The sequence below is a fragment of the Paraburkholderia sp. BR10872 genome (assembly GCF_040965835.1).
Taxonomy (GTDB): domain Bacteria; phylum Pseudomonadota; class Gammaproteobacteria; order Burkholderiales; family Burkholderiaceae; genus Paraburkholderia; species Paraburkholderia nodosa_A.
On the sequence record NZ_JBFRCN010000003.1, the window covers coordinates 75,086 to 102,002 of the forward strand.

A 26,917-nucleotide genomic window follows, 5' to 3' on the forward strand; every position below is an offset into this window, starting at 1 on the left:
TCGACATCTCATGTCTGCGACTTCTTCGCCGCTTTTGCGATTTCTTCGTCGCGCAGCTGGCGGCGCAGGATCTTGCCGATGGTCGATTGCGGCAGCGACTCACGGAACTCCACGATGCGCGGCACCTTGTAGCCCGTGAGCTGCTGGCGGCAGAACTGGATCAGCGCGGCTTCCGTGAGCGCGGGATCGCGCTTCACGATGAACACCTTCACGCGCTCGCCCTGCACCGGATCGGGCACGCCGATCGCCGCCACCTCGCGCACGCCGGGGTGCATCGCGACCACGTCCTCGATCTCGTTCGGATACACATTGAATCCCGACACGAGAATCATGTCCTTCTTGCGGTCGACGAGACGGATATAACCGCGCGCATCCATCATGCCGATGTCGCCGGTCGTGAGCCACCCGTCGGCAAACACCTCTGCCGTTTCGTCCGGGCGATTCCAGTAGCCCTTCATCACTTGCGGACCCTTGACACAGAGCTCGCCGGCTTCGCCGATGCCGGCCCACGTGCCGTCGTCCCTGCGAAAGCGCACCTGCGTGGACGGCGCGGGCAGCCCGATCGAGCCTTCCGGATGCGCCTCGTCCCCCTCTGCATGCGTGATATCGACGGGATTCATCGAAACGATCGGCGAGCACTCGGTGAGACCGTAGCCTTCCACGACGGGCTTGCCCGTGACGGCCCGGAACCGGTCGGCAACGGCCTTCTGCATGGCCATGCCGCCCGCCATCGCGAGTTTGAGGCCCGAGAAGTCGCGCTGGCGGAACGCCGCGTTGTCGAGCAGCGCGCTATAGAGCGTGTTGACCGCGCTGATGCAACTGAACGTCTCGTGCTCCAGTACCTTCATCACGCGCTTCATGTCGCGCGGATTGGCGATCAGGATGTTGCGTCCGCCGAGCGCGAGGAAGATCAGCGCATTGATGGTGAGCGAATAGATGTGATAGAGCGGCAAGGGTGTAAGCACCGTCTCGGCGTTGGCGTCGAACTGGTTGCCAATCCACGCCTTTGCCTGCTGCACGTTCGCGAGCACGTTGCCGTGCGTGAGCATCGCGCCCTTCGCGACACCCGTGGTGCCGCCCGTGTACTGGAGGAACGCGAGATCGTCGGCGTGGGTCGCCATCGGCGCGTGCGGGGCGCGCGCGCCTTGCGCGAGTGCGTCGAGCAGGCGCACGGCACGCGGCAGGTGGTAGGGCGGCACCATCTTCTTCACGTGGCGCAGCATGACGTTGACGAAGCGGCCCTTGAGGTTTAGCCCTTCGCCCAGCAAGTCGCCGAGCGCCGTCACGACGATGCGTTGCACCTGTGTGCCGGGCAGCGCCGCTTCGAGCGTGGCGGCGAAGTTCTCGAACACGACGATGGTCTGCGCGCCGCTGTCCTGCAACTGATGCTCGAGCTCGCGCACGGTGTAGAGCGGGTTGACGTTGACGATCACGGCGCCGGCCTTGAGCGCGCCGAAGAGGGCAACCGGATATTGCAAGGTGTTGGGCAGCATGATCGCGACTCGCTCGCCTGGCTGCACGCCCGCGCCTTGCAGCCAGGATGCGAACGCCGTGGCCTTGCGGGCGAGTGTGGCGTAGGTCATCGGCGAGCCGGCGCTCACGTAGGCGACGCGCTTGCTGAAGCGCGCCGTGCAGTCGTCGAAGTAATGGGTGAGCGAGGCGTACTGGCTTGCGGGGATTTCGCGCGGCACGCCGGGAGGGTACGAGGCGTACCAGATGCCGTCGGTGTTGGGAGGGGCCGCCTGAGGTGGTGCCGCCTGAGGTGCGCAAGCTGCCACCGGGCTCGCCGGATCGGGCTGGGGCGTGTCGCTCATAGTGGATCTCCGGACGGTAGCGCAACCGAGTGCCTTTCATCATGCAACGCCGCGCGCCGTGCGGCCAGGAGGTCTTACCCTGTGTGCGCACGCGGGTGTTCGACCATCGTCAAAACCAGCAAAAAAGGCCGTGCGGGCGAACCCGGCACGGCCTTTCATGGTGGTGCTGCGGTGCGGCGTTACGGGGCCGCGGGCACGTCAGACGCCCGACACCTCTTTCGCGGTCTGCGTCATGTCGATGCCTCGACGTTCGCGGCTGAACGGGATCAGCACAGCGATCACGATGGCGACCGTGCCGGCGACGATCGCCATGGCCATCGAGTAGTCCTGGTTGTGCGTTTCGGCGAGCGACGCCTGCAGCGTGGCGTTCACCGAAGCGAACAGGTTACCGAGCTGATAGACGAGGCCCGGGAAGGTCGCACGCACTTCGTCAGGCGAAATTTCATTGAGGTGAACCGGGATCACGCCCCAGGCGCCCTGCACCGAAATCTGCATGAGGAACGCGCCGAGCGCGAGCAGCACCGGCCCTTGCGAGAACGCCCACAGCGGCAGCACCGGCAGCGCGATCAGCGCGGCGATGAAGATTGCCTTGCGGCGGCCGATACTTTCGGAAATCCGACCGAAGAAGAGGCCACCCACGATCGCGCCGATATTGAGCACGATGGTGATGATCGAAACCGTGTGCGGATCGAAGTGATGCTGTTCGCGCAGGAAGGTCGGATACAGATCCTGCGTGCCGTGCGAGAAGAAGTTGAACGCCGTCATCAGCACGATGGCGTACAGGGAGAGCTTCCAGTTGTGCTTGAGCGTGGTGAGCAGGCTCGGACGCGCGCGCTTTTCCATCTCCTTGAAGGCCGGCGACTCGGGCACGTGCATACGCACATAGACCACGAGCAGCGCGGGCAGCACGCCGACGAAGAACATGCCACGCCAGCCGATGTACTGGTACAGCACACCGAACACGATCGAGGCGAGCAGATAGCCGCTCGGATAGCCCGCCTGCAGCAGCCCGGAAATGATGCCGCGCGACTTGGGCGGAATGGTTTCCATGGTGAGCGCCGAGCCCACGCCCCACTCGCCGCCCATCGCGACGCCGAAGAGCGCACGCAGGACGATGAAGGTCGCGAGGTTGGGCGAGAAGCCCGTGAGCAGTTCGAGTATCGAGTAGCACGCGATGTTGACCATCAGCGTGGGACGACGGCCGTATTTGTCGGCGAGGCGGCCGAATATCAGCGCGCCGAGCGGACGCATGGCCAGTGTCAGCGTAATGGCAAAAGCCACTGCGGGGATTTTGGTGTTGAATTCGGTGGCGATGTCTTTCAGAACGAAAACCATCAGAAAGAAATCGAATGCATCGAGCGTCCATCCCAGGTACGCCGCGATCGTGACGTTCTTCTGTTCACGCGTCCAGCTCATGTTGATTGTTCTCCTGTGATACTAGGGGCAATGCCATGTCTCCTGTCGATCGCAATTGGCGCTTGCGCACCTCGCGCGATCTCATGCATGTGTCGGCATTGCCTTGTGTGGCTTGATTGTGTGGCTTGGAGCGGCCCCCCCGCAATGGGCTACGCGCCAGCAGTGTACGCCCGGCATTAAACATTTGCATGCATGTTGACTGGAACCCGTAGTAATCCCTGGGGGATTCAGCTAAATGCGAAAGCTTTTTGTTTTATTCGTAATTTAAATGTAATTTAAATGAAGGTCACTCAATGTGCGAATGAGTTAATCGATGCGCATGAATGAATGCAAACGAGCGGGCATTTGTCCGCTCGTTTGCGTTGAGAAGGCGCGCGTTGACACTCGTGTGCGCTATCCAGATGCCCCGCCGCCGCCGTGCCGGTCATCAGACCCGGCGAGGCAATCCGCTACTAAAAGATGTTGCGAAAGCCGACGGCGACGCCGGTCTGGTTGTTGCGACCCGGAAAGTCGGCCGTTGCCGAACCGGTGCCGCGCATGAAGTCGACCGTGCCATAGACTTCGGTGCGCCTCGACAGCGAGTACTCGGCCAGCAGGACTGCCGAGTAGCGCACGCCGGTGCTGAGCGTCACGCCGTCTTCATTGAGGCCGTTCTTTGCGTGGTCGTAGTAGTACGCTGCGGTCAGCAACAGCGGCGAGCTGACCTGCCACGTGGCACCCGCATAGAGACCGTTGTCGATACGGTTGGTTTTCGTCACGGGCGTCACGAAGTTGATCGCCGCGGGCGAGTTTGCGGCTGCCATGTACTGGTCGACCACGCCCGTATTGTCCTGCCCCCACAGCCAGCCGCCGTACAGGTGCACCGGACCGAGCGCATAGACCGCGCCGAGGTTGGCCACGCGGTACTTGTTGTTGTGTGCGTCGCTATTCTGCTGGTAGCCCGCGAGCAGCGAGACCGGACCGGCTGCGTAGGTGGCCGTGAAGCCGTACATGTTGCTCGCGCCGACGCTGCCTGCCACGCCGCCGAAGCTGTACATGCCTTCGACTTCGAGGCCGCCGAACTTGCCGTCGTACTTGACCGAGTTGTTCTCACGCAGACCGTAGCCGAGTGCGCCCGGCAGCCAGCCGTCCTGGTCGAAGTTGCCTACGGTCAGCGGGTCGAAGGTGTTACCCAGTTGATCGAACAGGGGCGTGTTCTGACGGCCCATCGTGACCGTGCCGTACTTGTTGCTCGACAGCCCCACGTACGCCATCCGGCTGAACAGCGTATTCGAGCTGGCCAGTTGGCCGTTCCAGAGATTGAACCCGTTCTCGAGGCGGAATACGGCCGAGAGGCCGCCGCCCAGATCCTCGGAGCCCTTCAGGCCCCAGCGGCTGCCGGTGACCGGACCTTGCGTCATCTGCAGTTCGTTGTCGTTGTGCGCGTTGGCGTTCGTGAGGTAGCGGATGCTGGTGTCGACGATGCCGTACAGCGTGACCGAGCTTTGCGCGAAGCTGTGCTGGCAAGCCAATGCGAGGGCGAGGCCGCCGACGGCGGATGCGATCTGGGTATGTCTCACGGTGGAATCCTTTCTTCTGCTGCGTGTTGTCAGTGCGTCGGGCCGCCGGGGTGCCGGGGCCCGAATTTTTCGTATGCCGAGCCAGTGGATGCCGGCCGGGGGGCCGATGATAGACGCTTGGTGAAGGGGTGAAAACGCTGGCTGTCGCGCGATTGCAACGGTTGCGCGCGCAATTAACTCGCCGCATGTTTGCTTTTTCAGCCGACTCAGCCCGCATATCGCCGGCGGCAAAAGCACAAATGCCGTTTAATGAACGGTCGTGCTTTTCCCTATTTTCCTGACTAGCGGGCGTCGCTAGAATCCTTGGCATCTCATCGCGTTCCGCAATCCGGAACGTCGGCCGGTCGACAGACATCAAGGAGACGAAAGCATGCGGGTCAGGGAAATGTTCGAACTGGGCGGTCAGGTCGCACTCATCACCGGCGGCTCGCGCGGGCTGGGTCTGCAGATGGCGCAGGCGCTCGGCGAGATGGGCTGCCACGTGGTGATCACGGCGCGCAAGGCCGACGAGCTGGCCGAGGCGGCGGCCCATCTGCAGGCGCTCGGCATCAAGGCGACCACGATCGTGAGCGACCTGCAGTGCGCCGAGGCCGTCAAGCCGCTCGTGGACGAGACGCTGGCGGCCGGCGGGCAGATCGACATTCTCGTGAACAATGCGGGCGCCACGTGGGGCGCCCCTGCGGAGGATTATCCCGACGAGGCGTGGCACAAGGTCATGAACCTGAACGTGAACGCGCCGTTCTTCCTCGCGCGCGAAGTGGGCAAGCGCAGCATGATCCCGCGCCAGCGTGGCAAGATCATCAACGTGGCTTCGATTGCCGGCCTGAAGGGGGCGCTCGGACCCATGCAGACCATCGCGTACAACACCTCGAAGGCGGCGGCCATCAACTTTACGCGTGCGCTGGCTGCCGAATGGGGCAAGTACAACATCAACGTGAACGCGATCTGCCCGGGCTTCTTTCCCTCGAAGATGTCGGCGGGCCTGCTCGATAAGCTGGGACAGGTGGTGATCGACCATACGCCGCTGCACCGTCTCGGCGACGACGACGATCTCAAGGGCGCCGTGGTGTTTCTCGCGAGCCGGGCGTCTCGGCATATGACGGGTCAATATCTCGCCGTGGATGGCGGCGCGAGCATCGTCTGATTGCGCACGGTACGCGGCGCCAGCGCTCAGCGAGCAGTTGGCGGCCGCGTTCTTCACAAGTCTTGCCCGACGGAGCCCGCCATGTCCACGTCCGCCCCGACGCCTTCTGCACATTCACCGTCATCGCCGCTGCCGGCCTCGCCGCATTGGCCCTCGCATCTTTCCCCGCATCTGAGCATTCCGCAAACGAACCTCTTCTATAACGCAGAGGTGTCGGCGGCACGCTATCCCGACAAGCCGTTCATCGTCTTCTACGACACCCCCGTCACATTCGCGCAGTTCAAGGACGAGGCCGAGCGCGTAGCCGGTTATCTGCAGCAGGAATGCGGCGTGAAGGCCGGCGACCGCGTGCTGCTCTACATGCAGAACAGCCCACAGTGGGTCATCGCTTACTACGGCATCCTGCGCGCCAACGCCGTGGTCGTGCCGGTCAACCCGATGAACCTCACCGAGGAACTCGCGCACTACGTGGAAGACAGCGGCGCGACCACGGCTTTCGTCGCGCAGGACCTCTACCCGCGTATTGCGCCGCTCGTGCAGGAAGGTGAGGGCCTGCAGCATCTGCTCGTTGCGACGTATAGCGACTATCTGAGGTGCGAGCCGTTTTCGCCGCCGCCCGAGTTCGTGAGCGCACCGCGCACTGTGAGCGGTCCGGGCGTTGCGCACTGGGTCGACGTGCTCGAGGCGCGCTGCGTACCCGGCGCGCTGACCGCCGGTCCCGACGACCTCTGCGTGATGCCGTACACCTCGGGCACGACGGGCAAGCCCAAAGGCTGCATGCACACGCATCGCAGCGTGATGGCGACGGCCGTGGGCGGTTGCAACTGGTTCGGAAGCAATCAGGATGCCGTACAGCTTTCGGTGCTGCCGCTCTTTCACGTAACCGGTATGCAGGGCGGCATGAACAGTCCGATCTACAACGGCTCGACGGTGGTGTTGCTGCCGCGCTGGGATCGCGACGCTGCAGCGCGTGCGATCGAGCATTACCGCATCAACGGCTGGCAGGCGATCTCGACGATGGTGGTGGACTTCATCTCGAACCCGCGCATTCACGAGTACGACCTGTCGAGCCTCGCCTGGATGCGCGGCGGCGGCGCGACGATGCCCGACGCAGTCGTCAAGAAGCTCAAGGATCTCACCGGGCTCGACTTCGTCGAGGGCTACGGCATGTCGGAAACGATGGCAGGCACCCATATCAATCCGCCGCAGCGTCCCAAGCCGCAATGTCTCGGCATTCCGGTATTCGATGTCGACTCGCGCGTGATCGATCCGATCACGCTGGAGGAGGTCCCGCCAGGCGAATCGGGCGAGCTGATCATGCATGCGCCGCAGCTGATGCAGGGCTACTGGCGCGACCCCAAGGCGACGAGCGAAGCGTTCATCGAACGCGACGGCAAGCGCTTCCTGCGCACGGGCGACCTCGTGCGGCGCGACGAAGAAGGCTATTACTTCATGACCGACCGCCTCAAGCGCATGATCAACGCGTCGGGGTACAAGGTCTGGCCGGCCGAGGTCGAGGCGCTGATGTACCGGCATCCGGCGATCAACGAGGTGTGCATCATTGGTACCCAGGACGCGCGCCGCGGCGAGACCGTGAAGGCCGTGGTCGTGCTCGATCCGAAACAGGCCGGCAGCGTGAACGAAGACGACATCATCGCCTGGGCGCACGACAACATGGCCGCGTACAAAGCGCCGCGCATCGTGCAGTTCGTGGACGCCCTGCCGAAGTCGGGCAGCGGCAAGATTCTGTGGCGCAAGCTGCAGGAACAAGAGGCCGAGGCGCGCCGCAACGCCTGAACGCGCAGGCCCGCGCAATTCTCTTTCGTTGTCCTTCAATATCGACCCCGTCTGGATAGCGCGCTAATGCGCGCGAATCCAGCCGGGTTTCGTCTTTATCGGGCTCGCACTTCGCCCTTGCGCATCAGGCGCCGGCAAGTGCAGGCAAACCGCCTTCGCGCCAATCCTGCTCCATCGCGGCTGCCATTCCCCATTCCTGTGAACCGCGTTGAGCGGGCGCGGCCAACGGCCATTCACCGGGCGCCTGTGCGTTCTTGCGAGCAAGGATCGCCTCGCACAGGAACTCCATGCTGTACGCCTTCAGCAGATGCGGGTGATTCGTCTCGATATAGGCGGCGACGCACGCATATTCGCCGGCGATCGATGCGAGCGAGTAGAGCGTACGTGCATCCCAGCGAAAACGCAGGCCGAGTTCGGCGAATGCCGTATTGAACGCGCACAGCTGCGCTTCCAGTTGACGATCTTGGCGGGTGTCCAGGTGGCTCATGGCTGTCTCCTCATGTCGAGTGGCGTGAAGCAAGAGTAGAAGCGCCAATGAATAACCGATAGTTAAAGTTTTTTTAGAAAAATATAAGTAAGGCTGTATGGATTGAGGATTAGGCTGGCCAATCTAGCGAGACCTGCATCCGGTCCGCGTAAACCCCGCTTAGCCATGAGCGCTGTACTGATATATTGTATTGGAAATATGAAATTATCCAGCAGCGCCGGCTAAACAGAACGTTGGAGACAAACGACCGATGTCCGCCGAAAGAGAATTCGTCACCGGGATGCCCCCGGTCACCTTGACGCTGGAGCCGATCAACGCAACCGCTTCGCTGCGCGATCAGGCTTACGCGAAGCTCAAGCAGGCCATTGCCGAAACCGACATCTACCGCTCGCGAGACGAGATCCGGCTAGACGAGAAGGAATTGACCGAGAAGCTCGGCGTGAGCCGAACGCCGGTTCGCGAGGCGATGACGCTGCTGGAACAGGAGGGCTTTCTGCGCACGGTGCCGCGCCGCGGTGTTTACATCCTGCGCAAGACGCGCAAGGAGATCGTGGAGATGATCTATATGTGGGCCGCGCTCGAAAGCATCGCCGCGCGCCTCGCCACGCAACGCGCCTCGGACGACGACATCGCGGGTCTGCGGCGCATGTTCGCGACCTTCGGCGATTCGACGCCATCGGACCACATAGAGGAGTACTCGGAAGCGAACATCATGTTTCACCAGTCACTGGTGGAGCTATCGAAGTCGCCCATCATCGTCGACACCATCAAGAACATCTTCATGCATGTGCGCGCGATCCGGCGCATGACGATCGCGCAGAGCGATCGCGCGTCGCGCTCGATCGTGGAGCACATGCGCATTATCGAAGCGCTCGAGGCGCGCGACACCGAGCGCGTCGAGCAGCTCGTGCGGCAGCACTCGATCGAACTCGCGCTGTTCGTGGAAGCCAACTGCGATTTTCTGGACTGACACGTAGGGGCGCCGCGTCGATCCGCCGGTTCATATCGGCTCGGCGCATGAGTCAGGGGCATCGATACGCAGGCCGTCTGAATGAGCCTCGCGATGCTGAAATAAAAGTATGGAGTCCGTAACAAGTTAGTTGGGACGTTTGGGCCGATTGTAGGTGTTTGCCCATGGTGTGCCGCATCAACGTTTGCCGCTTGGCGAGCGATCGAACGAGACAGCAACGGTGCAGCGCGGCGCGATGCAGTGCAGCAAACGCGGCATGGATAAAAAAACGTCTTGACTAATACTGTGTGTGGAATATTGTATATCACGGATCGCACAACGCCCCGCCAAAGAGGAGACGTCATGGCAGAAGCAGGCATCAACGAGGCACAGCAGAACCCTGTGCCGGAAGCGCAGCAAACGACCGATGGTTTTCATCTCGTCATCGACGCGCTGAAACTCAACGATATCGACACGATCTTCGGTCTCGTCGGTATTCCGATTACCGATCTCGCCCGTCTCGCGCAGGCCGAGGGCATGCGCTTCATCGGCTTCCGGCATGAGCAGAACGCCGGCAACGCCGCGGCCGTGGCGGGCTACATGACGAAGAAGCCGGGCATCTGCCTGACCGTCTCCGCGCCGGGTTTCCTGAACGGCCTCACGGCACTGGCCAACGCGACCACGAACTGCTTCCCGATGATTCTCATCAGCGGTTCGAGCGAGCGCGAGATCGTCGACTTGCAGCAGGGCGACTACGAAGAGATGGACCAGCTCAACGCGGCGAAGCCTTATGCCAAGGCGGCGTATCGCGTGCTGCACGCCGAGGACATCGGCGTCGGCATTGCGCGGGCGATTCGCGCGGCCGTCTCGGGCCGCCCCGGCGGCGTGTATCTCGACCTGCCGGCCAAGCTGCTTGCGCAGACCATCGACGCGGTGAAGGGCCAGCAATCGCTCATCAAGGTCGTCGACGCGGCGCCGCGCCAGATTCCCGCACCGGATGCGGTGCAACGCGCTATCGAAGTGCTCAGGAATGCAAAGCGTCCGCTGATCCTGCTCGGCAAGGGCGCCGCCTACGCCCAGGCCGACGCGCAAATCCGCGAACTGGTCGAGAAGAGCGGTATTCCGTATCTGCCGATGTCGATGGCCAAGGGGCTCTTGCCCGACACGCACGAGCAGTCGGCGTCGGCCGCGCGCTCGTTCGTGCTGGCCGAGTCGGACGCCGTGGTGCTGATCGGCGCTCGCCTGAACTGGCTGCTCTCGCATGGCAAAGGCAAGACCTGGGGCGCGGCCGCCGGACCGAAGAAGTTCGTGCAGGTCGACATCGCCCCGACGGAAATCGACAGCAACGTCGCCATCGAAGCGCCGGTGATCGGCGACATCGGTTCATGCGTGGAAGCGCTCGTGGCCGGTCTCGGCACTGACTTCCCGAAGCCGCCGGCAGAGTGGCTCGATGCCGTGGCCGAACGCAAGAACAAGAACCTCGAAAAGATGGCCGCGACGCTCGCGAAGAACCCGTCGCCGATGAACTTCCACAGCGCGCTGCGCGCGATCCGCGACGTGCTCAAGACGCGCCCCGACATCAACGTGGTCAACGAAGGCGCGAACACGCTCGACTACGCGCGCAGCATCATCGACATGTACCAGCCGCGCAAGCGCTTCGACTCGGGCACGTGGGGGATCATGGGCATCGGCATGGGCTTCGCGATCGGCGCGGCGGTGACGAGCGGCACGCAGGTCGTGGCGATCGAGGGCGACAGCGCGTTCGGCTTCTCGGGCATGGAGCTGGAAACGATCTGCCGCTACAACCTGCCGGTCTGCACCATCGTGTTCAACAACAACGGTGTGTATCGCGGCACGGACGTCAACCCGAGCGGCGGCTGCGACGTCGCGCCGACGGTGTTCGTGAAGAACGCGCGCTACGACAAGATGATCGAGGCCTTCGGCGGCATCGGCCATCAGGCGACGACGCCCGAAGAACTCACGAGCGCGCTGCTCGAAGCGATCGCGTCGGGCAAGCCCACGTTGATCAACGCAGTCATCGACGAATCGGCCGGGACCGAAAGCGGTCGTCTCACGAATCTGAATCCGCAAAGCGCGGCCATGAAGAAATAAGCCCCATAAATCAGCTAGATCAGATCGATCAGGTAGACCAGGAGATACGAGAAATGAGCAAACCCCTCGACGGTATCAAGATCATCGACTTCACGCACGTACAGGCCGGTCCCGCCTGCACGCAGATGCTCGCGTGGTTCGGTGCGGACGTGATCAAGGTGGAGCGCCCCGGCGCCGGCGACGTGACGCGCTCGCAATTGCGCGACATTCCCGAAGTCGATGCCCTGTACTTCACCATGCTCAACAGCAACAAGCGCTCGCTCACGCTCGACACGAAGAAGCCCGAAGGCAAGGAAGTGCTGGAAAAGCTGATTCGCGAATCGGACGTGATGGTCGAAAACTTCGGCCCCGGCGCACTGGACCGCATGGGCTTCACGTGGGAGCGCATCAAGGAACTCAACCCGAAGATGATCGTTGCTTCGGTGAAGGGCTTCAGCGAAGGCCACCACTACGACGACCTCAAGGTCTACGAGAACGTCGCGCAGTGCGCGGGAGGCGCAGCCTCGACCACGGGCTTCTGGGACGGTCCGCCCACGGTGAGCGCCGCTGCGCTCGGCGACAGCAACACGGGCATGCACCTCGCCATCGGCATTCTCACGGCGCTGATCGGCCGGGACAAAACGGGTAAGGGCCAGAAGGTGGCCGTGTCGATGCAGGACAGCGTGGTCAACCTGTGCCGCGTGAAGCTGCGCGACCAGCAGCGCCTGGACCGCCTGGGCTACCTCGAGGAATACCCGCAGTACCCGCACGGCACCTTCAGCGACGTCGTGCCGCGCGGTGGCAACGCAGGCGGCGGCGGCCAACCGGGCTGGGTTCTGAAGTGCAAGGGCTGGGAGACAGACCCGAACGCGTATATCTACTTCACGGTGCAGGGCCACGCGTGGGAGCCGATCTGCCGTGCTCTGGGCAAACCCGAATGGATCGACGACCCGAACTACGCTACGGCGCAGGCGCGCCAACCGCATATCTTCGACATCTTCGCGACGATCGAAGCGTGGCTCGCCGACAAGACCAAGTTCGAAGCGGTCGACATCCTGCGCAAGTTCGACATTCCGTGCGCGCCGGTGCTCAGCATGAAGGAAATTGCTAATGACCCGTCGCTGCGCGCGAGCGGTACTATCGTCGAAGTGCCGCACAAGGCGCGCGGCTCGTACCTCACGGTGGGCAGCCCGATCAAGTTCTCGGACCTGAAGCCGGAAATCACGGGTTCGCCGCTGCTCGGCGAGCACACCGACCAGGTGCTGGCCGACCTCGGCTACACGGCGCAGCAGATCGCGGCACTGCACGAGGTGCGCGCGGTTTGAGCTCCGCGTCGAGTTCCGCAAGCTGAATGCAGGAAGCAGGCGCGGCCGACGCTGCGCCCGCGCAGCACCGCAATACCAGAGTGGCAGGCAGGACGCCGCGCGGCATGTGCAATGCGTGCCGCGCGGCGCCGATAAACGACATCCCCCACAGAGTCATCGCATGCAATCCGCCATCGATTTCGAGCAGCTCGCAAACGCCATCGGGGACGCCATCGTCATCTCGGACGCAGCCGGCGACATCACATTCTGGAATCCGGCGGCCACGCGTATGTTCGGCTATACGCAGGAAGAAGCGCTCGGCAAGACGCTCGATCTGATCATTCCCGAGCGGCTGCGCGGCCGCCATTGGGATGGCTATCACAAGACGATGGCGACCGGCCAGACGCGCTATGGCAACGACGTGCTGCGCGTGCCGGCCGTGGACAAGGCGGGCAAGGCGCTTTCCATTGCCTTCACCGTGGCGTTGCTGCACTCGCCGCAGGGCGAACTCGACGGCATCGTCGCCGTGATCCGCGACGAAACGGCGCGCTTCCAGGAGGAGCGCGCGCTCAAGAAACGCATCACCGAACTCGAAGCACAGGCCCAGCAATCCTGAAACCTCGGGAGCTCTTCGATGCATACCGAAAGACTCGGACATTTTGAGGTCGAACTCTCGGCCCGACAAATGATTCACAACGGGGGCTGGGCCGCGTTCGCCGCGATCCACGCGGTCGAGCCCGCTGCCGACGAACCGGCGGCGGCTGTATTGCCCCGTCAATGGGTGGTCGACGAAACCGTATTCGAAAGCGAGGCGGCTGCGATTGCCGGTGCGCGCCAGGCGGCGCTCGCTTTCCTCAAGAGCGGCAATTCGCCCAGCCTGGGCACGTCATAGGGCAAAGCCCTCATCGAGCCGCGGCATACAGAATTCCAGCATCAGGCAAAAATCCAAACTGCGTGGGACCAGAATAAGGCGCTGAAGCGCAAACTCTGGCCGACATAGGAGACGTTTCATGAAGTCGTGGCTACGCTTTCGGCGCGCCAGATGCATTGGCGCGCCGCCGATTCCGTTTGTTCTCGCCGCAGCGCGCGCTCTTGTGCAGCAGGGAGGCGCATCATGGCGATGACGATTGCGGTCCCCCGTGAGATACACGAAGGCGAACGACGCGTAGCGGCGACGCCAGAAAGTGTGGCACAACTGATCAAACTGGGCTACGCCGTCGAAGTGCAAACGACGGCGGGCGCCAGTGCCTCCTACCCGGACGACGCTTACCGTGCGGCAGGCGCGCGCGTCGTGGACGACGCGCAGGCGCTCTTGAGCGGCGCGGATATCGTCATCAAGGTGCGTCCGCCTTCGAGCGAAGAAGTGCAGCGACTCAAGCCCGGCGCGACGCTGATCGGTTTCATCTGGCCCGCGCAAAACGCCGCGCTGCTCGAACAACTCGCGGCGCGTGAGGTAACGGTGCTCGCGATGGACTGCGTGCCGCGCATCTCGCGCGCGCAGAAGCTCGACGCGTTGAGTTCGATGGCGAACATGGCCGGCTATCGCGCGGTCGTCGAAGCGGCCCAGCATTTTGGGCGCGTTTTCACCGGGCAGATCACGGCAGCCGGCAAGATGCCGCCCGCCAAGGTGCTCGTGATCGGCGCAGGCGTGGCGGGGCTTGCGGCGATCGGCGCCGCGCGCGGTCTTGGCGCCATCGTGCGCGCGTTCGATACGCGCCCCGAAGTCGGCCAGCAAGTCGAAAGCATGGGCGCGGAGTTCCTGAGCATCGACATCGAGGAGGAAGGCGGCGGTTCGGGCGGGTACGCCAAACAGATGAGCGCGAAGTTCATCGAAGCGGAGATGGCGCTGTTCGAGGCCCAGGCGCGCGAGGTCGACATCATCATCACGACGGCGCTCATTCCCGGCAAGCCGGCGCCGCGCCTCATCGACGCGAAGACGGTGGCGTGCATGCGCGCGGGCAGCGTGATCGTCGACATGGCGGCCGAGCAGGGCGGCAACTGCGAACTCACTCGCCCGGGTGAAGTCGTGAATGCGAACGGCGTGACCGTCATCGGTTACACGGATCTGCCAAGCCGCATGGCGAACCAGTCGAGCCAGCTTTACGCGACCAACGTCCGCCATCTGCTGACCGATCTCACGCCTGCCAAAGACGGCGAGTTGAAGGTCGATATGGACGACGTCGTGCAGCGCGGCACCACTGTCATTCAGCGCGGCCAGGTGTGCTGGCCACCGCCGCCGGTGCAGGTTTCGGCCACGCCGCAAGCGGTTGCACAGGCGAAGCACGTCGCCGTCGCGACCGGCAACGGGAAAGAAGCCGCCGCGCAGGCCGCGCGCCGCAACGGTGTCTGGTCGCTCGCGGCGCTCGTCGTTGCCGCGTTGCTGCTGCTCGCGCTCGGCGCGGTCGCGCCGCCCGCGTTCGTTGCGCACTTCACCGTGTTCGTGCTGGCCGTGTTCGTCGGCTATCAGGTGGTCTGGAACGTCACGCCCTCGTTGCATACGCCGCTCATGAGCGTGACGAATGCGATCAGCGGGATCATCGTGATCGGCGCGTTGCTGCATCCGGGCAACGCCGGCACGATCGTGACCGTGCTGGCGGGCATTGCGCTCGTCGTCGCGACCATCAACATCGCGGGCGGCTTTCTCGTCACCCAGCGCATGCTGAAGATGTTCCAACGGACCTGAGGAGACGTCATGCTCAACGGAATCGGCAACATGGCGTGGCTCGGTGCGGCGACGCTCTTCATCCTCAGTCTGCGCGGGCTGAGTCATCCCGCCAGTGCGCAGCGCGGCAACCTTTATGGCGTGACCGGCATGGTGATCGCCGTGCTTGCCACACTGCTCGTCACGGGCGGTGCGGGCCTGCAAATCGCGCTCATCGCCGCGCTGGTGGGCGGCGGGATGGGCGCGATGCTCGCGCGCCGCGTGGAGATGACGCAGATGCCGCAGCTCGTCGCGGTGTTGCACAGCTTCGTCGGTCTTGCGGCCACGCTCATCGCCTTTGCGAACTTTCTCTCGCCCAAGGCGCCGATGAGCGGCGTCGAGCGCGCGATTCACGACACCGAGATCTATGTCGGGGCTTTCATCGGCACGGTCACGTTCAGCGGTTCGATCGTCGCGTTCCTGAAGCTGCAGGGCACGGTGAGCGGCAAGCCGTTCGTGCTGAGCGCGCGGCATCTGCTCAACGCGGTCGTGCTGGGCGCGTGCATCGCGCTCGGCTATCGCTTCGTCAGTGCTCCTGATGGCGGCGACGCGCTCTACGCGCTCATCGTGATGTGCGTGCTGGCGGCGGCGCTCGGCGTGCACCTCGTGATGGCGATCGGCGGCGCGGACATGCCCGTGGTGGTCTCGATGCTCAACAGCTATTCAGGCTGGGCCGCAGCGGCAACGGGCTTCATGCTCGACAACGATCTGCTCGTCACGACGGGTGCGCTGGTTGGATCGAGCGGCGCGATTCTCAGCTACATCATGTGCCGCGCAATGAATCGCAGCTTCGTTTCGGTAATCCTCGGCGGTTTCGGTACGGTGAGTTCCACGGCAAGCGAGGCGCCGCAAGGCGAAGTCGTGCCGACCAGCGTGGACGAAGTGGGGTCGCTGTTGCGCGATGCGCAGGAGGTCGTGATCGTGCCGGGCTATGGCATGGCCGTCGCGCAGGCGCAAGGCACCATCAGCGAGATCACGCGGCGGCTGCGCGCGCTGGGCATTCGCGTGCGTTTCGGCATTCACCCCGTTGCGGGGCGCTTGCCTGGCCACATGAACGTGCTGCTCGCGGAAGCGAAGGTGCCCTACGATATCGTGCTCGAAATGGACGAAATCAACGAAGACTTCACGAGCACCGACGTCGTGCTCGTGATCGGCGCGAACGATATCGTCAACCCGGGCGCGCAGGAAGATGCGGGTAGTCCCATCGCCGGCATGCCGGTGCTGGAGGTTTGGAAGGCGCGTACCGTGGTCGTCTCCAAGCGCAGCATGGCGACCGGCTATGCGGGCGTGGACAATCCGCTCTTCTATAAGGACAACACACGAATGCTGTTTGGCGATGCGAAGGGCAGCGTCGACGCGCTGCTGCGGCAACTCGAAGCCGCTTGACGTTTGAAGCAAGGCGCGGCGGGCTCACGTCTGCCGCGCTCGCTGTAACGGGGGAAGTGGCGGACGCACCGGCGTCGAGGCGATGCGCAACCAGCCCGCGCGCAATCACAACAGATGGAGGCAGACAACGTGGCATATACCGATCGTATCGATGGCGGCTACACCGCCCGGCGGCACAACCGCTGGGTGCAGCTCGTCGCTGGCATTCTCTGCATGGGGCTCGTGGCGAACCTGCAGTACGCGTGGACGCTCTTCGTCGTGCCGATGGATGCACGGCATCACTGGGGGCAGGCTGCGATTCAGCTCGCCTTTTCGATTTTCATCGTGACGGAAACGTGGCTCGTGCCGGTGGAGGGTTGGCTCGTAGACCGCTTCGGCCCGCGCCCCGTGGTCATGGGCGGCGCCTGTTGCGTGGCGCTCGGCTGGGTGCTCGACGCGTGGGCGCCCGCGCTGCCGGTGCTCTACGTCGCGGCAGTGATCTCGGGCATCGGCGCGGGGTGCGTGTATGGCACGTGCGTCGGCACTGCGCTCAAATGGTTTCCCGACCGGCGCGGTCTCGCCGCCGGCATGACGGCGGCAGGTTTTGGCGCGGGCGCGGCGCTCACGGTCATTCCGATCTCGAACATGATCCAGCAGTCGGGCTATGAGCGCGCGTTCGTGTTCTTCGGACTCCTGCAGGGTGCCTGCATCATGCTGCTCGCGCTGGTGATGGTGCGGCCGAAGCCTCCCGCTCACGCGGCGGGCATGAAGCGCATCGTCGCGACGAAGACCGACTACACGACGAGGCAAATGGTTCGCGCGCCCGTCTTCTGGGTGATGTATGCGATGTTCGTCTGCGTGGCGGCGGGCGGCATCATCGCGACGGCGCAGATCGGCCCGATCGCGAAGAGCTACGGCTTCGCCTCGATGCCGGTCACACTCGTCGCGGCGACGCTGCCGCTGCTCACCATGACGCTCTCGATCAACAATCTCTGCAACGGCTTTACGCGGCCGCTGTGCGGGTTGATTTCGGATCGCATCGGCCGCGAGAATACGATGTTCATCACGTTTCTCGGCGAGGGACTCGCGCTGCTGGGCTTGCGCGCGTTCGGCCACGACCCGTATCTCTTCATGTTGTTCTCGGGGCTCGTGTTCCTGTTCTACGGCGATATCTTTTCGAACTTTCCGGCGACCTGCGCCGATACGTTCGGAGCGAAGTACGCGGCCGGCAACGCGGGCACGCTCTATACCGCGAAGGGGACCGCGGCGATGCTCGTGCCGGTCGCTACGCTGCTGGCGATCCACGGCGGGTGGAACATGGTGTTCGACATGGTCGCCTGCGTGGCGATGATGGCGGGCGTGAGCGCAAAGGTGATCTTGCAGCCGATGCGCCGGCGCTGGATCTTTCAGTCGGGTGAGGAGTCGAGGATTGCCGATTCGGCGTTCGTCCCTTCGCCGCTGGGTTCGCATGAGTGAGCGCGATTGAGGCGCGCCCAGAAGCGTTACGGGCGGGCGGTGCGGTCGTGATCGCGGCGAGCGATTGCGGGGCGCAACGCCCGCATCATCCGCGCGGCGCCCTGTATTCTTGCGCGCACGCGTGAGCGCCGTACGCGCCGCGTATCGATGCGGGCTTGCTCGCGACGCGGGTCCGCTTCGGCGGCGCGCTCGTTTTCCAACCCGAGATGGGCATAACGGCCCTCACTGGCGCTCTTGCCGAGCCAGTGTTCGGGCAGCCGGGTTGCGAGCAGCCAGGTCGCGGCGGCGCCAAAGCTGACAGCGACGATCGCTGCGACGACAACGAGTTCCATTCGGTCTTCCTCAATCGGCTTGTCATGGGTTTGCACGCACGCGCCGTGCCGTGTGGCAATGTATACCATGAAACATAACGGAGCGAGGCAGGCGGATACAGGCCGCAAAACGAAAAAGCCCGCAGATTTGCGGGCTTTTTCGATGAATCCTGTGTGCTGCTAACTTCTGCTTGATGAGACGTGGTGCCCAAGAGAGGACTCGAACCTCCACAGTGTTGCCACCGCCAGGACCTGAACCTGGTGCGTCTACCAATTCCGCCACCTGGGCACGTCTTCAAGCTAGAACAAGATTGTGACGCGATTTCGCGTGCCTGTCAATAAATCTTTTCAAAAAATCTTCATCCCGGGAACGCGGCTGCTGCGTTTTACGCGATAGCAGGGCAGTTGTACTCGCTGCTGCCGCCGGAAATGAAAAAGGCCGGCATGAAGCCGGCCTTTTGAATCTGGTGCCCAAGAGAGGACTCGAACCTCCACAGTGTTGCCACCGCCAGGACCTGAACCTGGTGCGTCTACCAATTCCGCCACCTGGGCAAGGTGTCGTTTGCTGTTCAACGTGTTGTGCAGCAAAGACCAAAATTATAGCGGGATCGGAACGGCTGTCAAGCGTTTTATGGAAGGCGATAAAGCGCGGCTGCCCAGGCGTTGCAGACCGCGTGCAGTGGCCGTCTCGTCGCGCCGCAAGGCCGCTCCCACGGCTCGTAGGGTGCGATGCGAGTGTTAGAATGCCTCGCAGAAGTTCCGCCGGCCAAAGTCCGTGATTCTGGTGCTGCGTGCAGCGTGGCGCACGCAGCGCGAGCGGTCAGGCAATCCACGTACAGGCCGGCAGATTGCAGCACTCGAAGACCGGGCGCCGCCCGCATGTATCGCACATTCGGGCCGCGCGAAATCCGACGTCCACGCAACGAGAACAACCATCGATAAGCCCTTGAGCAAATATCCGTATCCGATTCCCAGCCGCGAAGAGATTCTCGGCGTGCTGCGGACCAGCGACTCGCCGTGCACCGCGAACGATATCGCCGAGGCGCTCTCCATCAAGCGCCAGGAGCGTGAAGGGTTCTTCAGGCGGCTCGCCGCCATGGAGCGCGACGGGCAGATCCGGCTCGACTCGCGCGGCCACTACCAGCTCGCCCATCCTTCGAATTTCGTCGCCGGTCGCGTGCAGGGGCATCGCGACGGCTACGGCTTCCTCGTGCGCGACGACGGGCAGGACGATCTGTTCCTGCCGCAAGGCGAAATGCAGAAGGTCATGCACAACGACCGCGTGCTTGCGCGCATCGTCGGCTATGACCGGCGCGGGCGGCCGGAAGGGCATATCGTCGAAGTCACCGACCGTGCGAACCGCAGTGTCATCGGGCGCCTGCTCAACGAGAACGGCGCGCTGATCGTCGCGCCGGAAGACAAGCGCATCGGCCACGATATCCTCGTCACGCAGAATCCCAAGAAGGCCAAGGTCGGCCAGGTCGTTGTCGTCGAGCTCACCGATTTCCCCAGTCGCCACTCGCAGCCGCTCGGCCGCGTGATGGAAGTGCTTGGCGACATCGACGATCCGGGCATGGAGATCGAGATCGCCGTGCGCAAGTACGGCGTGCCGCACGAGTTCAGCAAGAGCGCGCTCGACGAAGCCGCGAAGCTGCCCGACGCCGTGCGTCCCACCGACATTCGTTATCGCGTGGACTTGCGCGACGTGCCGCTCGTCACCATCGACGGCGAAGATGCGCGCGACTTCGACGACGCCGTGTATTGCGAGCCGATGCAGGTGGGCAAGGGCGAGGGCTTCCGCCTGATCGTCGCCATCGCCGATGTCTCGCATTACGTGCTGCCGGGCGGCGGTCTCGATGTGGACGCGATCGAGCGCAGCACGTCGGTGTATTTCCCGCGCCGCGTGATTCCTATGCTGCCCGAGAAGCTCTCGAACGGGCTCTGTTCGCTCAATCCGCACGTCGACCGCTGTGTGCTCGTGTGCGACATGGTGATCACCGCGCGCGGCGAGATCAAGGCCTACCAGTTCTATCCGGGCGTCATGCATTCGGCGGCGCGGCTCACGTATACCGAAGTCGCGGCGGTGCTGACCAACACCAAGGGCCCCGAGGCAACGCGCCGCGCGGCGCTGCTGCCGCAACTGCAGAATCTCTATGGCGTGTACAAGTCGCTCTTCGCCGCGCGCCAGAAGCGCGGCGCGATCGATTTCGATACGACCGAGACGTACATCGTCTGCAATGCGCAAGGCAAGATCGAGCAGATCGTGCCGCGCCAGCGCAACGATGCGCACAAGCTGATCGAAGAGTGCATGCTCGCGGCCAACGTGTGCGCGGCGGACTTCATGAAGCGCCACAAGCACCCGGGCCTGTACCGCGTGCACGCGGGGCCGACCGCCGAAAAGCTCGAAAACCTGCGCACCTTCCTGCGTGGCATGGGCCTTTCGCTCGGCGGCGGCGACACGCCGCACGCGAGCGACTACGCCGCGCTGATGGCGCACATCCGCGACCGCCCCGACGCGCAGATGCTGCAGACCATGCTGCTGCGCTCGATGCAGCAGGCCGTGTACAGCCCGGACAATATCGGTCACTTCGGTCTTGCGTACGAGGCTTACGCGCACTTCACGAGCCCGATTCGCCGCTATCCCGACCTGCTCACGCACCGCGCGATCTACGCGATCCTGCAGGGCAAGAAGTACCAGCCGCAGGCGCCCGAGGGCGTCGAGCTCAATACCGCGCTCTCGCCGCGCGCCCGCGCGCTGCAGGCCGAGGACGAGGAGAAGCGCGGCAAGCGCGCCCGCGGCGCCAACACGGCGATCTGGGAAGAACTGGGCCTGCACTGCTCGGCGAACGAGCGCCGCGCCGACGAAGCCTCGCGCGACGTCGAAGCCTGGCTCAAGTGCTACTTCATGCGCGACAAGCTCGGCGAAGAGTACGGCGGGATGGTGAGCGGCGTGACGTCGTTCGGCATTTTCGTGCAGCTCGACGCGCTCTTCATCGAAGGTCTGGTGCACGTGACGGAACTGGGCTCGGACTACTTCCAGTACGACGAGATCAAGAACGAACTGCGTGGCGAGCGCACGGGCATTCGCTATCGTCTGTCGGACCGCGTGCGCGTGCAGGTGAGCCGCGTGGATCTCGACGCACGCAAGATCGACTTCCGCCTCGTGCGCGATACGCCCGTGAAGCCGGGCGGCAACCGGCCGATGCCGGTCGACAAGAGCACCATGGAAGGTGGACCGCGTGTGCGCGCGCTGCCGGGCGGCGACATGGCGCGCCAGAAGAAGGCTGCGCCGGCGCCGAGCGTCGCGGTGAAGGAGGCGCGCGCGGCACGCGGCGCCGCCAAGACCGCGAAGAAGCGCTCGGCCGTGAAGCCGGCGCCCAAGAAGCAGGCGCCGCGCAAGAAGCGCTGAGCGCCATGCATGCGGAGCGTCAAACGCGCTCCGCAGCCAGTACCTATCCGGGCCGCGCCGCCGTGCGCGTGCCCGGTTTTTTCACTTGCTTGCCGCGCCGGGTTTTGCCGCATGGGCGCGCGGCTTGCATACGCCGGACCGCACGATGCGGCCGGCTGACTATCGTTGCTGGCGGCGCTGTGTCTGCGCCGCGAAACGTTCATCAGGGGTTGTATCAGTCATGTCACGTCTCAAGGTTCTTTACGGGTTTCATGCGGTGACCGCACGCTTGCGGCACGACGCGTCCACGGTCGAGGATGTCTACTACGATCCGACGCGCCGCGACCGCCGCATGCAGGACTTCCTGCACACCGCGAAGGAAGCCGGCGCGCGCGTGATCGCGGCCGACGAAACGCGCCTCTGGGGTCTCGCGCACACGGAGCGCCACCAGGGCGTGGTGGCCCGCGTGCACGATCTGGCGCTCGCGCAGAATCTCGCGGAGCTGCTCGACGGCATCCAGGGCTCGCCGCTCTTGCTCGTGCTCGACGGCGTGACCGATCCGCACAATCTCGGCGCGTGCCTGCGTGTAGCCGACGCGGCCGGCGCGCACGCGGTGATCGCCCCGCGCGACCGCGCCGTCGGTCTGAACGCCACGGCCGCGAAGGTGGCGAGCGGCGCGGCGGACACCGTGCCCTATATCACCGTGACGAACCTCGCGCGTGCGCTGCGCGAGCTCAAGGACGCGGGCGTGTGGGTGGTCGGCACCGCCGACGACGCGAGCGCGAGCCTCTACCAGACGAAGCTCGACGGTCCGGTCGCGCTCGTGCTCGGCGCCGAAGGCGAGGGCATGCGCCGCCTCACGCGCGAAACCTGCGACGAAGTCATGCAGATTCCGATGGCGGGCACGGTCGAGAGCCTGAATGTTTCCGTCGCTTCGGGCGTCTGCCTGTTCGAAGCGGTGCGCCAACGCTCGGCCGCGCGCTGACCGCCGGCAGGGTCAGCCGTTTCGCGATCCTGCGAGATGCGGGCAGCCCGTGCCCGCATCTCCGGTAAACTATGCGGATTCCGCGTTTTTCTCCTCCTCGGGCTGTACTCCCATGACTCAAGACGAACTCAAGCAACTGGTCGGCCAGGCCGCCGCCGACTATGTCAACGCGAACGTGCCGGAAGGCGTCGTAATCGGCGTCGGCACGGGCTCCACTGCGAACTGCTTCATCGACGCGCTGGCGGCGAGCAAGGGCCGCTACCGCGGCGCCGTGTCGAGCTCGGTCGCGACCACCGCGCGCCTCGAAGCACACGGCTTCAAGATTTTCGACCTCAACGAGATCGAATCGCTGCCCGTATACGTGGACGGCGCCGATGAAATCGACGGCGCCGGCGCCATGATCAAGGGCGGCGGCGGCGCGCTCACGCGCGAGAAGATCGTGGCTTCGGTGTCGGACGTGTTCGTCTGCATCGCCGATGCGAGCAAGCGCGTCGACGTGCTCGGCCAGTTCCCGCTGCCCATCGAAGTCGTGCCGATGGCGCGCACGGCCATTGGCCGCCGCGTGACGGCGCTCGGCGGCGTGCCGGTGCTGCGCGTGCAAAAGGACGGCTCGCCCTTTATCACCGACAACGGCAACGAGATTCTCGACGTGAAGGGTCTGCGCATCAGCGACCCGCGCACGCTCGAGGCGCATGTCAACGCATGGCCGGGCGTGGTGACGGTGGGTCTGTTCGCCGCACGCGGCGCGGACTTCTGCCTGCTCGGCGGCGAATCCGGCGTCGAGCGCATCGATTACCGCAAGGCCTGAGCGGCCTCGCGCGAGCGGCGCGTGCAACAGGCTTGCGCCTGATTGCCTGTGCGCTGCCGCTCTTTATTCCGGCAGGCCTGCGTGGCCTGCCGAACCGAACGTCGCGATTAATCATTAAAAGAACGCGATTTTCCGGATCTGGTTGTCCGCGCATCTATCTGAGACTTCAATTTGCCCTTCGATGATTTTTGAAAGGGAATCTCCGAATTCAAGGCGTTCGCAATTCGCTACGTTGAGAACCGCACACAAAAATGCGAATGACGTAGCAATAATCTGACTGTCTGAGATATAAATTCACCGTCCGGCGGCGTTATGCAAAAAGTTCGCTAAAAGAGACGTCGAAGCGACCGGACAGGGGAAGGGCGGCGCGCGAAAATGCGCGGCGGCTCATGGGTTTCGGTCAGGCGGTGCGTGAAAGTTGCTGGCGTACGCTGCGTGGCGCACGGGGAAATAATGACAACAGCGGGTGTTGAACGATTTGTGTCGGACTACTATTCAATGCAGGTCCGAAAAAAGGCACAGGGTTTTACGGGGTATTCCTTTTTGCTCTCTGGATTTTCAATTCTGCATTGATCGCCTGATTTGCGCGAATGCGTAAAGCTTGGTGGCGTTCTGCGCGCGAATCTAATCTGGTAACTCCATTAAACGGTCTTCCTATATCGGGCTGGTCCGCGGGGATATTCGCGCGTCGTAAATGCAGTGATTTTATCGACATTGCAATTGAAGTCGTGTTAAATGCGCCCGCACTATCAGGGGAGTGTGCGCGCATTCATCCAACGTTCCCCTGTTTTATCAGGAAGACCACAATCATGAAGAAGATTCAGGCCATTTCGCTCGCCGCCATGCTCTCTTTCGCTTCGGCTGCCGCATTCGCAGGCGGTGCCGGCGGTATGGGCGCGCCGTCGTCCTCCACCACGTCGGCGGTGGGCGCAGCGGGCGTCGGCTTTGGCGCTACGGCACTCACGTCGAACTCGACCTCGTCGGTCAACGGCAGTTTCACGTCGGCGCTGACGGTGCCGGGTCATATCGACGCTACGGTGTCGCAAGGCAACCAGTCGTTCTCGAACGCGAGCCTCACGTTCGGTTCGAGCTACACGACGCAAAACGGCAACTCGCAGACTTACGGCCAGACGGCTAACGGCAACGTCGGCCAGACCGGCACGACGACCACGAACCAGAATTCGTCGACGCTCGGCTTCACGAGCGCCACGCAGTCGGGTTCGCAGAACTTCAATTCGTCGGTGATCAACACGTCGTTCAACGGTTCGAGCGGCAGCTACGGCGGCTCGGGTTTCACGTCGAACGCGAGCGCGAACGGCACCGGCACGGCCAATGCCGATGGCGGCGTCGGCATCGTCGCAGCGGGCGGTTCGGGTTCGCTCACGGGCGGCATGCACTGGTAATCCGAACGGGTCAGCCGTTCACTAGCGCGTCGGAGAGGGGGCGCTGCCCCCTTTCCGTTCACGGAGAGAAGAATGAGCAAGCTGAAACAAAAAATGGCCGTTGCCGGGGTGTTGCTGTTTGCAGGCGCCGCGTGGGCGCAAACCACGCCGACGATGACGTCGGGGACCACGTCCACGTCGAGCCAGATGAGCACGGTTTCCAATACCGTCGTATTGCCGAGCGGCGGTACGTCGGACGTCACGTATCACGGCGGCTACGATGTGCGCACGACGCCGACGGTCTATGCGCCGGCCTTGACGGCCTCGGTGACCGAGACCTGCTGGGGCAGCATTTCCGCCGCGGTGTCGGTGGTGGGCGTGGGCGCGACGGCGGCGGGCACCATCAAGGACATGGACTGCAACAAGCGCTTGAATGCGGCTGTGGCATGGCGCATGGACCGCAAGGACATTGCGTTCAACATCATGTGTCAGGAAGACGACTTCCGCGAGGCTGCCGCGCTGACCGATCATCCTTGCGGCGACAATCGCAAGGTCGCGAAGAACGACGGCGCACCCATGCAATTGCGCAATGCCGACACGAGCCCGGACTCGAAGCTTCAGGAGCCGACCGACCCGTTCGTGCGCGAACGCGAGCATTTGCCCGCCTTGCCGCTTGCACAGGCGGTCGTGCCTTCGGCTCATTGAATCGCGCAAGGCTGAAGAGAAGAGGGCGCGCTCCTGTTCTCTTCAGCTGGCACCGCAAGATGCGATCGATTCGGAATCCTGTGCAATGCTGTTCCCTTCGACTTTGCTTGACGAGACGCGAATGAACTCGCGGTGCGCAACGAAAACGCGCGCGATTACGCGCTCATTCGACTGTTTCCGCCTGGTGCAGGCGCGGCAGCAGCCGGTCGAATTCGCGGCGCACGAGCCCGTAGCACTCGCAGGCGCGGGCTTCGAGGCCCTCGCGATCGAGCACGCGGATATGGCCGCGGCTGTGATGGATCAGGCCTTCGTCGTGCAGCTTGCCGGCCGCTTCGGTAACGCCTTCGCGGCGCACGCCGAGCATGTCGGCGATGAGCTGCTGCGTGACGCTGAGATCGTTGGACGCCACGCGGTCCACTTCGATCAGCAGCCAGCGGCACAGCTGCTTGCTGAGCGAGTGGTGACGATTGCACGCAGCGGTCTGTGCGACCTGCGTGAGCAGCGCGTGCATATAGAGCAGCATGAGGCGGCGCAGGAAGTCCGAGCGCGCGAATTGCTGCTTGAGGGCTTGCGCGCTCATGCGATAGGCGAAGCCCGCGCATTGCACCTGCACGCGGTTCGGCATCGTTTCGCCGCCCGTGAGCACGGGCACGCCCGTCATGCCTTCGCGGCCGACTGCCGCGATTTCGACCGAACTGCCGTCCTCCATCGTCGAAAGCAGCGAGACGATCGCGGTAGTCGGAAAGTACACGTGATGAATGCGCTGGCCGGAATCGCAGATCAACTGTTCGGTGCGCAGATGAACGAGTTCGAGGTGCGGGGCGAGAGCCTGCCATTCGTACGACGGGAGGGCGCCCAGCAAATGGTTGCCGTGAAGATCGGATTGAAGGGTTAACATGACTGGTCCTCGTGCGAAGCGGCGCGAGCCGCCTCCTGTTTTTTGATTCCGTGCGCCGAACTCGTTGTTGTCTGCCGTTTCCCGTGCGGCTCTTGTGTTCGTCGTGCCGGCCCCATAGTCCCGCTTGTTCGTGCCTCGTCCCACTCTCGCGTTTGTCTGCGCGGTTTCGTTCGTCCGCATCTGCGCTCGTGTGGCGATCTCTCTTTAGCAGGGTGTGTGCCAGTTGGTGCGAAAGCACGCATTGAAGCGGCTGAGCGCGAGTCGGCCATGCGGCAGCGCGGCGAAACACCGCATTTTTGTTTCAGTTTTGTACGGCGAATTCGCGGACCACCGCCCT

21 protein-coding genes and 2 tRNA genes are annotated in these 26,917 nt (G+C 63.8%); 15 read left to right on the plus strand and 8 right to left on the minus strand.

The genetic code is table 11. The annotated features are described in order from the left end of the window. Positions 1–8: 8 nt before the first annotated feature. The 3 genes from AB4Y43_RS03770 to AB4Y43_RS03780 form a co-directional block, all read right to left on the minus strand. Positions 9–1,814, minus strand: coding sequence for an AMP-binding protein (locus AB4Y43_RS03770; RefSeq protein ID WP_368727070.1), 1,806 nt, complete (start codon positions 1,812–1,814; stop codon positions 9–11). 198 nt (positions 1,815–2,012) lie between these two features. Next, the gene (locus tag AB4Y43_RS03775) at positions 2,013–3,230 is read right to left on the minus strand and encodes an MFS transporter (protein ID WP_368727071.1); all 1,218 of its coding nucleotides are present in this window, start codon (positions 3,228–3,230) and stop codon (positions 2,013–2,015) included. 452 nt (positions 3,231–3,682) lie between these two features. After that, on the minus strand, positions 3,683–4,789 hold the full coding sequence (locus AB4Y43_RS03780; protein ID WP_342945616.1) for a porin: 1,107 nt from the start codon (positions 4,787–4,789) through the stop codon (positions 3,683–3,685). Between the two features lie 370 nt (positions 4,790–5,159). Here AB4Y43_RS03780 and AB4Y43_RS03785 point away from each other — a divergent pair, with 370 nt between their 5' ends. Together AB4Y43_RS03785 and AB4Y43_RS03790 are read left to right on the plus strand one after the other, a co-directional pair. Further along, on the plus strand, positions 5,160–5,933 hold the full coding sequence (locus tag AB4Y43_RS03785) for an SDR family oxidoreductase (RefSeq protein WP_368727072.1): 774 nt from the start codon (positions 5,160–5,162) through the stop codon (positions 5,931–5,933). A gap of 81 nt (positions 5,934–6,014) precedes the next feature. After that, positions 6,015–7,730: a long-chain fatty acid--CoA ligase gene (locus AB4Y43_RS03790; protein ID WP_368727073.1), complete on the plus strand. Its 1,716-nt coding sequence runs from the start codon at positions 6,015–6,017 to the stop codon at positions 7,728–7,730. A 124-nt stretch (positions 7,731–7,854) separates the two neighbouring features. Here AB4Y43_RS03790 and AB4Y43_RS03795 read toward each other — a convergent pair whose 3' ends face one another. Next, positions 7,855–8,217: a hypothetical protein gene (locus tag AB4Y43_RS03795; protein ID WP_368727074.1), complete on the minus strand. Its 363-nt coding sequence runs from the start codon at positions 8,215–8,217 to the stop codon at positions 7,855–7,857. 250 nt (positions 8,218–8,467) lie between these two features. On the opposite strand from AB4Y43_RS03795, the gene AB4Y43_RS03800 reads away from it, so the two are divergent. The 8 genes from AB4Y43_RS03800 (at position 8,468) to oxlT (ending at position 18,103) form a co-directional block, all read left to right on the plus strand. Next, positions 8,468–9,187 carry a GntR family transcriptional regulator gene (locus tag AB4Y43_RS03800; protein ID WP_069267852.1) on the plus strand — a complete coding sequence of 240 codons (720 nt, stop codon included), beginning with the start codon at positions 8,468–8,470 and terminating at the stop codon, positions 9,185–9,187. A 342-nt stretch (positions 9,188–9,529) separates the two neighbouring features. After that, complete coding sequence (gene oxc / locus AB4Y43_RS03805; protein WP_368727075.1) at positions 9,530–11,278, plus strand: oxalyl-CoA decarboxylase; 1,749 nt, start codon at positions 9,530–9,532, stop codon at positions 11,276–11,278. 53 nt (positions 11,279–11,331) lie between these two features. Then, positions 11,332–12,582 carry a formyl-CoA transferase gene (frc, locus tag AB4Y43_RS03810; protein ID WP_069267850.1) on the plus strand — a complete coding sequence of 417 codons (1,251 nt, stop codon included), beginning with the start codon at positions 11,332–11,334 and terminating at the stop codon, positions 12,580–12,582. A gap of 160 nt (positions 12,583–12,742) precedes the next feature. Then, complete coding sequence (locus AB4Y43_RS03815; RefSeq protein ID WP_368604111.1) at positions 12,743–13,177, plus strand: PAS domain-containing protein; 435 nt, start codon at positions 12,743–12,745, stop codon at positions 13,175–13,177. An 18-nt stretch (positions 13,178–13,195) separates the two neighbouring features. Then, positions 13,196–13,453, plus strand: a complete 258-nt coding sequence (locus AB4Y43_RS03820; RefSeq protein ID WP_069267849.1) for a hypothetical protein — start codon at positions 13,196–13,198, stop codon at positions 13,451–13,453. Positions 13,454–13,675: 222 nt separating this feature from the next. Continuing rightward, positions 13,676–15,244, plus strand: coding sequence for a Re/Si-specific NAD(P)(+) transhydrogenase subunit alpha (locus AB4Y43_RS03825; RefSeq protein ID WP_368727076.1), 1,569 nt, complete (start codon positions 13,676–13,678; stop codon positions 15,242–15,244). Between the two features lie 9 nt (positions 15,245–15,253). Continuing rightward, complete coding sequence (locus AB4Y43_RS03830) at positions 15,254–16,648, plus strand: NAD(P)(+) transhydrogenase (Re/Si-specific) subunit beta (RefSeq protein ID WP_368727077.1); 1,395 nt, start codon at positions 15,254–15,256, stop codon at positions 16,646–16,648. A gap of 129 nt (positions 16,649–16,777) precedes the next feature. Further along, entirely contained in the window at positions 16,778–18,103 is a 1,326-nt protein-coding gene (gene oxlT, locus AB4Y43_RS03835) for an oxalate/formate MFS antiporter (protein WP_368727078.1), read from the plus strand. Between the two features lie 26 nt (positions 18,104–18,129). On the opposite strand, the gene AB4Y43_RS03840 is transcribed toward oxlT, so the two are convergent. The 3 genes from AB4Y43_RS03840 to AB4Y43_RS03850 form a co-directional block, all read right to left on the minus strand. Beyond that, complete coding sequence (locus tag AB4Y43_RS03840; RefSeq protein ID WP_368616170.1) at positions 18,130–18,435, minus strand: hypothetical protein; 306 nt, start codon at positions 18,433–18,435, stop codon at positions 18,130–18,132. Positions 18,436–18,616: 181 nt separating this feature from the next. Beyond that, positions 18,617–18,703 (minus strand) — tRNA-Leu (locus AB4Y43_RS03845). Positions 18,704–18,879: 176 nt separating this feature from the next. Next, a tRNA-Leu gene (locus AB4Y43_RS03850) sits at positions 18,880–18,966 on the minus strand. A 394-nt stretch (positions 18,967–19,360) separates the two neighbouring features. Here AB4Y43_RS03850 and rnr point away from each other — a divergent pair. The 5 genes from rnr (at position 19,361) to AB4Y43_RS03875 (ending at position 25,682) form a co-directional block, all read left to right on the plus strand. Next, positions 19,361–21,823: a ribonuclease R gene (gene rnr / locus AB4Y43_RS03855; protein ID WP_069267581.1), complete on the plus strand. Its 2,463-nt coding sequence runs from the start codon at positions 19,361–19,363 to the stop codon at positions 21,821–21,823. A 220-nt stretch (positions 21,824–22,043) separates the two neighbouring features. Further along, a complete protein-coding gene (gene rlmB / locus AB4Y43_RS03860) occupies positions 22,044–22,787 on the plus strand; it encodes a 23S rRNA (guanosine(2251)-2'-O)-methyltransferase RlmB (RefSeq protein ID WP_069267580.1) in 744 nt (247 codons plus the stop codon). Between the two features lie 112 nt (positions 22,788–22,899). After that, positions 22,900–23,595 (plus strand): ribose-5-phosphate isomerase RpiA, encoded by a 696-nt coding sequence (gene rpiA, locus AB4Y43_RS03865; RefSeq protein WP_069267579.1) that lies wholly within the window; start codon positions 22,900–22,902, stop codon positions 23,593–23,595. A gap of 809 nt (positions 23,596–24,404) precedes the next feature. Next, positions 24,405–24,998, plus strand: coding sequence for a hypothetical protein (locus AB4Y43_RS03870; RefSeq protein ID WP_069267578.1), 594 nt, complete (start codon positions 24,405–24,407; stop codon positions 24,996–24,998). Positions 24,999–25,070: 72 nt separating this feature from the next. Beyond that, positions 25,071–25,682: a hypothetical protein gene (locus AB4Y43_RS03875; RefSeq protein WP_368727079.1), complete on the plus strand. Its 612-nt coding sequence runs from the start codon at positions 25,071–25,073 to the stop codon at positions 25,680–25,682. 163 nt (positions 25,683–25,845) lie between these two features. Here the strand turns inward: AB4Y43_RS03875 and AB4Y43_RS03880 are convergent, their stop codons facing one another. Beyond that, complete coding sequence (locus AB4Y43_RS03880) at positions 25,846–26,580, minus strand: Crp/Fnr family transcriptional regulator (RefSeq protein WP_368727080.1); 735 nt, start codon at positions 26,578–26,580, stop codon at positions 25,846–25,848. Positions 26,581–26,917 lie beyond the last annotated feature (337 nt).